10 protein-coding genes are annotated in these 5,920 nt (G+C 40.5%); all 10 read right to left on the bottom strand.

Annotation, left to right across the window (positions count from 1 at the left end):
* The coding region (locus SD31_RS16045; RefSeq protein ID WP_197053613.1) for a ribosomal protein L16 at positions 1 to 147 on the bottom strand (147 nt) is incomplete at its 3' end.
* 55 nt (positions 148 to 202) lie between these two features.
* Entirely contained in the window at positions 203 to 964 is a 762-nt protein-coding gene (gene rpsC / locus SD31_RS08040) for a 30S ribosomal protein S3 (RefSeq protein ID WP_039053752.1), read from the bottom strand.
* Positions 965 to 975: 11 nt separating this feature from the next.
* Positions 976 to 1,374: a 50S ribosomal protein L22 gene (gene rplV, locus SD31_RS08035; protein ID WP_039053751.1), complete on the bottom strand. Its 399-nt coding sequence runs from the start codon at positions 1,372 to 1,374 to the stop codon at positions 976 to 978.
* Between the two features lie 41 nt (positions 1,375 to 1,415).
* Positions 1,416 to 1,682 (bottom strand): 30S ribosomal protein S19, encoded by a 267-nt coding sequence (rpsS, locus tag SD31_RS08030; RefSeq protein WP_037498931.1) that lies wholly within the window; start codon positions 1,680 to 1,682, stop codon positions 1,416 to 1,418.
* The gene (gene rplB / locus SD31_RS08025; protein WP_039053750.1) at positions 1,682 to 2,506 is read right to left on the bottom strand and encodes a 50S ribosomal protein L2; all 825 of its coding nucleotides are present in this window, start codon (positions 2,504 to 2,506) and stop codon (positions 1,682 to 1,684) included. Before rplB ends, rpsS begins: the two co-directional genes overlap by 1 nt.
* Before the next feature lie 7 nt (positions 2,507 to 2,513).
* Complete coding sequence (rplW, locus tag SD31_RS08020; protein WP_039053749.1) at positions 2,514 to 2,804, bottom strand: 50S ribosomal protein L23; 291 nt, start codon at positions 2,802 to 2,804, stop codon at positions 2,514 to 2,516.
* Position 2,805: 1 nt separating this feature from the next.
* Positions 2,806 to 3,435 carry a 50S ribosomal protein L4 gene (gene rplD, locus SD31_RS08015; RefSeq protein ID WP_039053748.1) on the bottom strand — a complete coding sequence of 210 codons (630 nt, stop codon included), beginning with the start codon at positions 3,433 to 3,435 and terminating at the stop codon, positions 2,806 to 2,808.
* Positions 3,436 to 3,440: 5 nt separating this feature from the next.
* Complete coding sequence (gene rplC / locus SD31_RS08010; protein ID WP_039053747.1) at positions 3,441 to 4,058, bottom strand: 50S ribosomal protein L3; 618 nt, start codon at positions 4,056 to 4,058, stop codon at positions 3,441 to 3,443.
* A gap of 364 nt (positions 4,059 to 4,422) precedes the next feature.
* Positions 4,423 to 4,782 (bottom strand): CoA-binding protein, encoded by a 360-nt coding sequence (locus SD31_RS08005; protein ID WP_039053746.1) that lies wholly within the window; start codon positions 4,780 to 4,782, stop codon positions 4,423 to 4,425.
* 206 nt (positions 4,783 to 4,988) lie between these two features.
* The coding region (locus tag SD31_RS08000; protein WP_052258796.1) for a serine hydrolase domain-containing protein at positions 4,989 to 5,920 on the bottom strand (932 nt) is incomplete at its 5' end.

Genomic DNA, 5,920 nt, shown 5'->3' with positions numbered 1-5,920 from the left:
TGATTTTTCCGGTTTTGCTTTCCGGCATGCTGGCTCCATTGATTTGATACCGAAAGAACCGAAAGCTAATTCTGCTCCGCGAGTAGCATTACCTTTCATGCGGCCTTTCTGCATCTTTCTGAACTTCGTTCTTTTTGGCTGTAACATGTTCGTATTATTTTTAACCTACCGTTAAGGCAGATATTTTACTTCTTGTTGTTAATTAATCCTTTTTAGCACCACGATTTCCACCACGGCGTCCACCACGGCCACGGCCACGGTTGTCACGACGTTCGCCATCGTTACCACCACGAGATCTCGTGTTAGAAGTTTGACCAATGTTTGGAGAAAGATCACGTTTGCCGTAAACTTCACCTTTACAGATCCAAACTTTAACACCGATTTTACCGTAAGTAGTTAAAGCTTCAGCTAAAGCGTAGTCGATATCCGCACGCAAAGTATGTAGAGGTATTCTACCTTCTTTGTATTGCTCAGTACGAGCCATCTCAGCACCACCAAGACGACCTGAACACATTACTTTGATACCTTCTGCGCCCATACGCATTGTAGAAGCGATTGCTGTTTTCATTGCACGACGGAATGAAATACGTGCTTCTAATTGCTTAGCGATACCTTCTGCTACTAGTTTGGCATCTAACTCTGGACGTTTGATCTCGAAGATGTTGATTTGAACGTCTTTCTTCGTCAATTTTTTCAACTCTTCTTTGATCTTATCTACTTCTTGTCCACCTTTACCGATAACGATTCCTGGACGAGCCGTATGGATTGTTACAGTGATACGTTTTAAAGTTCTTTCAATAACAACTTTAGCTACACCACCTTTTGCGATACGTACAGAAAGATATTTTCTGATTTTTTCGTCCTCAACTAATTTATCGGAATAGTTCTTACCGCCGAACCAGTTAGAGTCCCATCCTCTGATGATTCCTAATCTGTTACCTATTGGATTTGCTTTTTGTCCCATTCTATAATAAATTAGTTGTTAACGTTATTTAAACTATCTACTACCAAAGTCACGTGGTTCGAGCGTTTACGTATTCTGTATCCACGGCCTTGAGGAGCTGGACGTAATCTTTTTAACTGACGGCCACAGCCTACTTGAACTTCTTTCACATACAATGCGCTATCAGCTACTGAAGCTCCTTCGTTTTGCGATTCCCAGTTTTTAATTGCTGACAATAACAATTTTTCAACGCGAGCTGCTGCTTCTTTGCCCGAATGTTTAAGAATATATAGAGCGTTTTCTACTTTTTCGCCACGGATAAGATCCACTACTAAACGCATTTTACGTGGTGAAGTAGGGCAATTCAATAATTTGGCAGTAGAAGCTCCTCCTTTTTGAGCTTTTGCCTGCTCTTTGCGTTGTCTGATCAATACAGACTTCTTAAGTTTTTTTTGTTTGCTTCCATTACCTATTATTTTTTCTTTTCTGCGTGGCCTTTGAATGTACGCGTAGGCGCAAATTCACCAAGCTTGTGACCAACCATATTTTCTGTTACATAAACCGGAATGAATTTATTCCCGTTGTGCACTGCGAAGGTATGGCCTACAAAATCAGGTGAAATCATCGATCTACGAGACCAAGTTTTGATTACTGACTTTTTGTTAGTTTCATTCATAGAAAGAACTTTTCTTTCTAAGTTGTGATCGATATAAGGACCTTTTTTAATTGAACGAGCCATTATTTTTTCCTTCTTTCAATGATGTAACGATTCGATGTTTTCTTTTTACTGCGTGTTTTGAAACCTTTCGCTAATAGGCCTTTGCGTGAACGAGGGTGACCTCCTGATGCACGACCTTCACCACCACCCATTGGGTGATCTACTGGGTTCATAGCAACACCACGTACGCGAGGACGACGACCTAACCAACGTTTGCGACCTGCTTTACCTAACACTTGGTTTGATTTCTCAGCATTAGATACCGAACCGATTGTCGCAACACATGTTGCTAAGATCATACGAGTCTCTCCTGATGGCAATTTGATAATAGCATACTTACCATCACGTGCAGACAACTGTGCGTACGTTCCTGCAGAACGTGCGATCGCACCACCTTGACCTGGGTTCAACTCGATGTTGTGGATGATAGAACCCAAAGGAATGTTTGCTAATGGTAAAGTATTACCAACTTCTGGGGCAACATGATCACCTGCGATTACAGTCTGACCAACTTGTAAACCAGCTGGAGCAATGATGTAACGTTTTTCACCATCCGCGTAGTGCAATAAAGCAATACGTGCTGTACGGTTTGGATCGTACTCAATAGTAGCTACTTTTGCAGGGATATCTTTTTTATCGCGTTTGAAATCAATTAATCGGTATGCTTTCTTGTGCCCTCCACCGATGTAACGCATAGTCATTTTACCGGTGTTGTTACGACCACCTGACTTCTTGATGCTAACTACTAATGATTTCTCAGGAACGTTTGTTGTAACGTCTGAATAATCAGCACCTACTCTGAAACGAGTACCAGGGGTTACCGGTTTGAATCTTTTAACTGCCATTTTTTATTTATATAACACTGTAAAAGTCAATAGTTTCACCATCTTTAATCGTTACGATGGCCTTTTTATACTTAGGAGCTCTTCCAGAAACGAAACCTGCTTTTGTGTAACGGTTTTTTGCTTTACCAGCTACAACAGAAGTGTTTACGGCAACAACAGTTACACCAAACATCTCTTCTACAGCAGCTTTAATCTGAATCTTGTTTGCTCTGTGATCTACTTTGAAAGCATAACGGTTCAATTTCTCCGTTAATAACGAAGCTTTCTCAGTTAAGATAGGTTTTTTAATGATCTCCATATTACTTAGCTAATGCTTCCTCCAAAGTTTTAACAGATTCTGTAGTCAACAACAATTTAGTAGCATTCAATACATCATAAGTATTCAATTCAGAAGCTACCACAACTTTTGTTTTCTTCAGATTTCTGCTTGATAAATAAACATTGTTATTGTATGCTGGTAAAACCAATAAAGTTTTCTCGTCAGCAACATTTAATGCGTTGATTAAAGCTACGTAGTTTTTAGTCTTGATAGAATCGAAGTTCACTTCATCCAAAACCAAAATATTGTTTTCTTGCGCTTTGTATGTCAACGCTGATTTACGTGCTAATTGCTTTAATTTTTTGTTTAATTTAAAGCTATAGTCACGAGGTTGAGGACCGAAAATACGACCACCACCGTTAAACAATGGAGACTTAATAGAACCTGCACGAGCACCACCAGTACCTTTTTGTTTATGTAATTTACGAGTTGAACCCGCAATTTCGTTACGTTGTTTAGACTTGTGAGTACCTTGGCGTTGGTTCGCTAAGTATTGTTTCACGTCCAAATAGATAGCATGGTCGTTAGGTTGTACTCCGAATACTGACTCAGGTAGCTGCACCTTGGCACCTGTTTCCTTACCTGATAAATTTAATACATTAACTTCCATCTCTACTATTTGTCTATGATTACATATGAACCTTTAGCTCCTGGTACAGAGCCACTAACAACGATCAGGTTTTGCTCAGGGTAAACTTTCAATACTTGCAAGTTTTGAACTTTCACTCTTTCACCACCTGTACGACCCGCCATGCGCATACCTTTGAATACGCGTGAAGGCCATGAAGAAGCACCTAATGAACCTGGAGCACGTAGCCTGTTGTGCTGACCGTGAGTAGCACCACCTACACCACCAAATCCGTGACGCTTCATAACACCTTGGAATCCTTTACCTTTTGAAGTACCAACTACATCTACGTACTCGCCTTCTTTGAATAAAGTCACATCCACGATGTCACCTAGTTGCTTCTCCTCTTCGAAAGATTTGAACTCAACTAATTTACGCTTAGGAGTCACGCCCGCTTTTGCGAAGTGTCCTTTTAAAGGAGCGGTAACATTTTTCTCTTTAGCATCATCAAAACCTAGTTGAACTGCTGAATAACCGTCCTTTTCTACCGTACGTATCTGCGTTACCACGCACGGCCCAGCCTCAATCACTGTACAAGGGATGTTTCTACCCTCTGCATCGTACAGGCTGGTCATTCCTACTTTTTTACCAATAATTCCTGACATGTTATAAATTAATTAATTAAAGTCCATCGAAGCAGTAGGGCTTCGCTCAAGACATACTTTTCCCAATAAGGGACTGCAAAAGTTACAAAGTTTTTTATAACTATCAAATAATTAACAAATTATTTTTTGTTTTATTCTGAAATTCTTTACTTCAAATCTTAGAACCTTTTATTGATACCTCTTCAAAATACGGTTATACTCTTCACTATTCAGGAAATAGGAATAGTAATTTCTTTCAGATAAAGACAGAATTTATGCTCTAATCCATTAAAGCAAGGACGGCATTGGAACCTTCCGATAAAATATCAAGGCGTATCGAAAAATCTCAATACGCCTTGCCTCTCAAATATCTCATGATGTAAAGTTAATACTGTCCTGTATTCAGCATGACAAGGGTACAAGCCTCTACAGTTTCAATACCTGCCTCCCTGAGTTTATTTTTCAACTCTGGATTTTCGGCTCCGGGATTGAAAATAACCCGCTTTGGCTTGGTATTTAAAATATAGTCGTAATAATGAACTTGATGCTGTGGATTGACATACACCGTAATGGTGTCTATATCATCGTGAATATTCACCGCCGGCTCGATGGGCACACCGGCCACCTCCCCTTCCTTACGCCCGACATTGACTATTGGATACCCTTTTCTTACTAATTTGTTGGCTACTAAATACGAATATCGAGCAGTGTTGGTGCTGGCTCCTAATATCAATGTCTTTTTCATAATAATGCTGTTTTAGTTATCTATAAAACCACCTTTAGAATCATAGGCGTTTTGCCTTAATATAGGCATTTCTAAGATTTTATACAAGTCGTCAAGCTGATTTAAACTACCGTTGACCATATTAGATAACAATACTATCGTAATATCGTTTGTCAGATCTCTGATATACAGATTTTTAAAACCATGCCACCAACCAGTATGATAGACTATTTTATGTTTGTCCGTGGTAAACATTCTCCATCCATAACCATAGCTGAACACGCCCCTACGAGCATCCGAACGAGGTACGTAGCAGAATCCAGCAGCTCCTTGCGCAAAAGGCGTCCTTCTTTCAAAGCTATATCTAAAAGATACAGGTCTCTCACCGTACTGTATATGCCCTTGTCTCCCAAGGGACCATCAAGATAGTCCTGTACCACCGATCTGCGCCACACACGGTCATGCCCCACCACATCGGTAGGTATTTTGTCGTACTTAACCGTGGAAAGTGCAGCCGTATTCTTCATGCCTGCAGGTTTGAACACATTTGCCTGCATGTAGCTGTCAAAATCTTGTCCCGAAACCTTTTCTATTATGGCGCCCAACAGCATATAGTTAGAGTTATTATAATGGAATCTTCCGTTCGGGCGACCATCAGGCGCCGGCTTATGCTCTATCATCAGCTTGATCGCATCCATATTAGACATTCCCTTACGTCTATCCGGCCATATTTTATCTACAAAATACACGTAATTAGGCAATCCTGACCGGTGAGTTAGCAGCTGACGTACCGTAACCCCCTCATACGGAAAGCCCGGGAAAAAGTCCGAAACCTTCTGATCAATCTGAATTTTGCCCTTGTCGATAAGCTGCAAGATCGCCAAGGCCGTCATAGGTTTGGATACCGATGCCAGCTCAAACTTGGAATCTATATGAAGACTATCTTTATGCAGATAGTCAGCCCAACCAAAGGAATTCTGATAGATGATTTTTCCTTTTTTGGCAATCAACACATTACCATTGAAGCCCGATCTCTTATGCAGGCGCTGCATAAACTCGTCAATGCGTTTATCTGCCTGAGCAGGATCGTAAATCAATGCTATACTGTCTAACTCGGCTTGCTTCTTCTGTTCTTCTTCTTGTTTTTTTCTTCTGAACT

This window comes from Sphingobacterium sp. T2, from assembly GCF_000814685.1.
GTDB lineage: Bacteria > Bacteroidota > Bacteroidia > Sphingobacteriales > Sphingobacteriaceae > Sphingobacterium > Sphingobacterium thermophilum.
This window is presented reverse-complemented; position numbering and strand designations above follow the sequence as displayed.

Coding starts and splice junctions, on each gene's coding strand:
- rplW (WP_039053749.1), bottom strand. CDS start 2,804: ATGGAGATCATTAAAAAACCTATCTTAACTGAGAAAGCTTCGTTATTA.
- SD31_RS08005 (WP_039053746.1), bottom strand. CDS start 4,782: ATGAAAAAGACATTGATATTAGGAGCCAGCACCAACACTGCTCGATAT.
- rplB (WP_039053750.1), bottom strand. CDS start 2,506: ATGGCAGTTAAAAGATTCAAACCGGTAACCCCTGGTACTCGTTTCAGA.
- rplC (WP_039053747.1), bottom strand. CDS start 4,058: ATGTCAGGAATTATTGGTAAAAAAGTAGGAATGACCAGCCTGTACGAT.
- rpsC (WP_039053752.1), bottom strand. CDS start 964: ATGGGACAAAAAGCAAATCCAATAGGTAACAGATTAGGAATCATCAGA.
- rpsS (WP_037498931.1), bottom strand. CDS start 1,682: ATGGCTCGTTCAATTAAAAAAGGTCCTTATATCGATCACAACTTAGAA.
- rplD (WP_039053748.1), bottom strand. CDS start 3,435: ATGGAAGTTAATGTATTAAATTTATCAGGTAAGGAAACAGGTGCCAAG.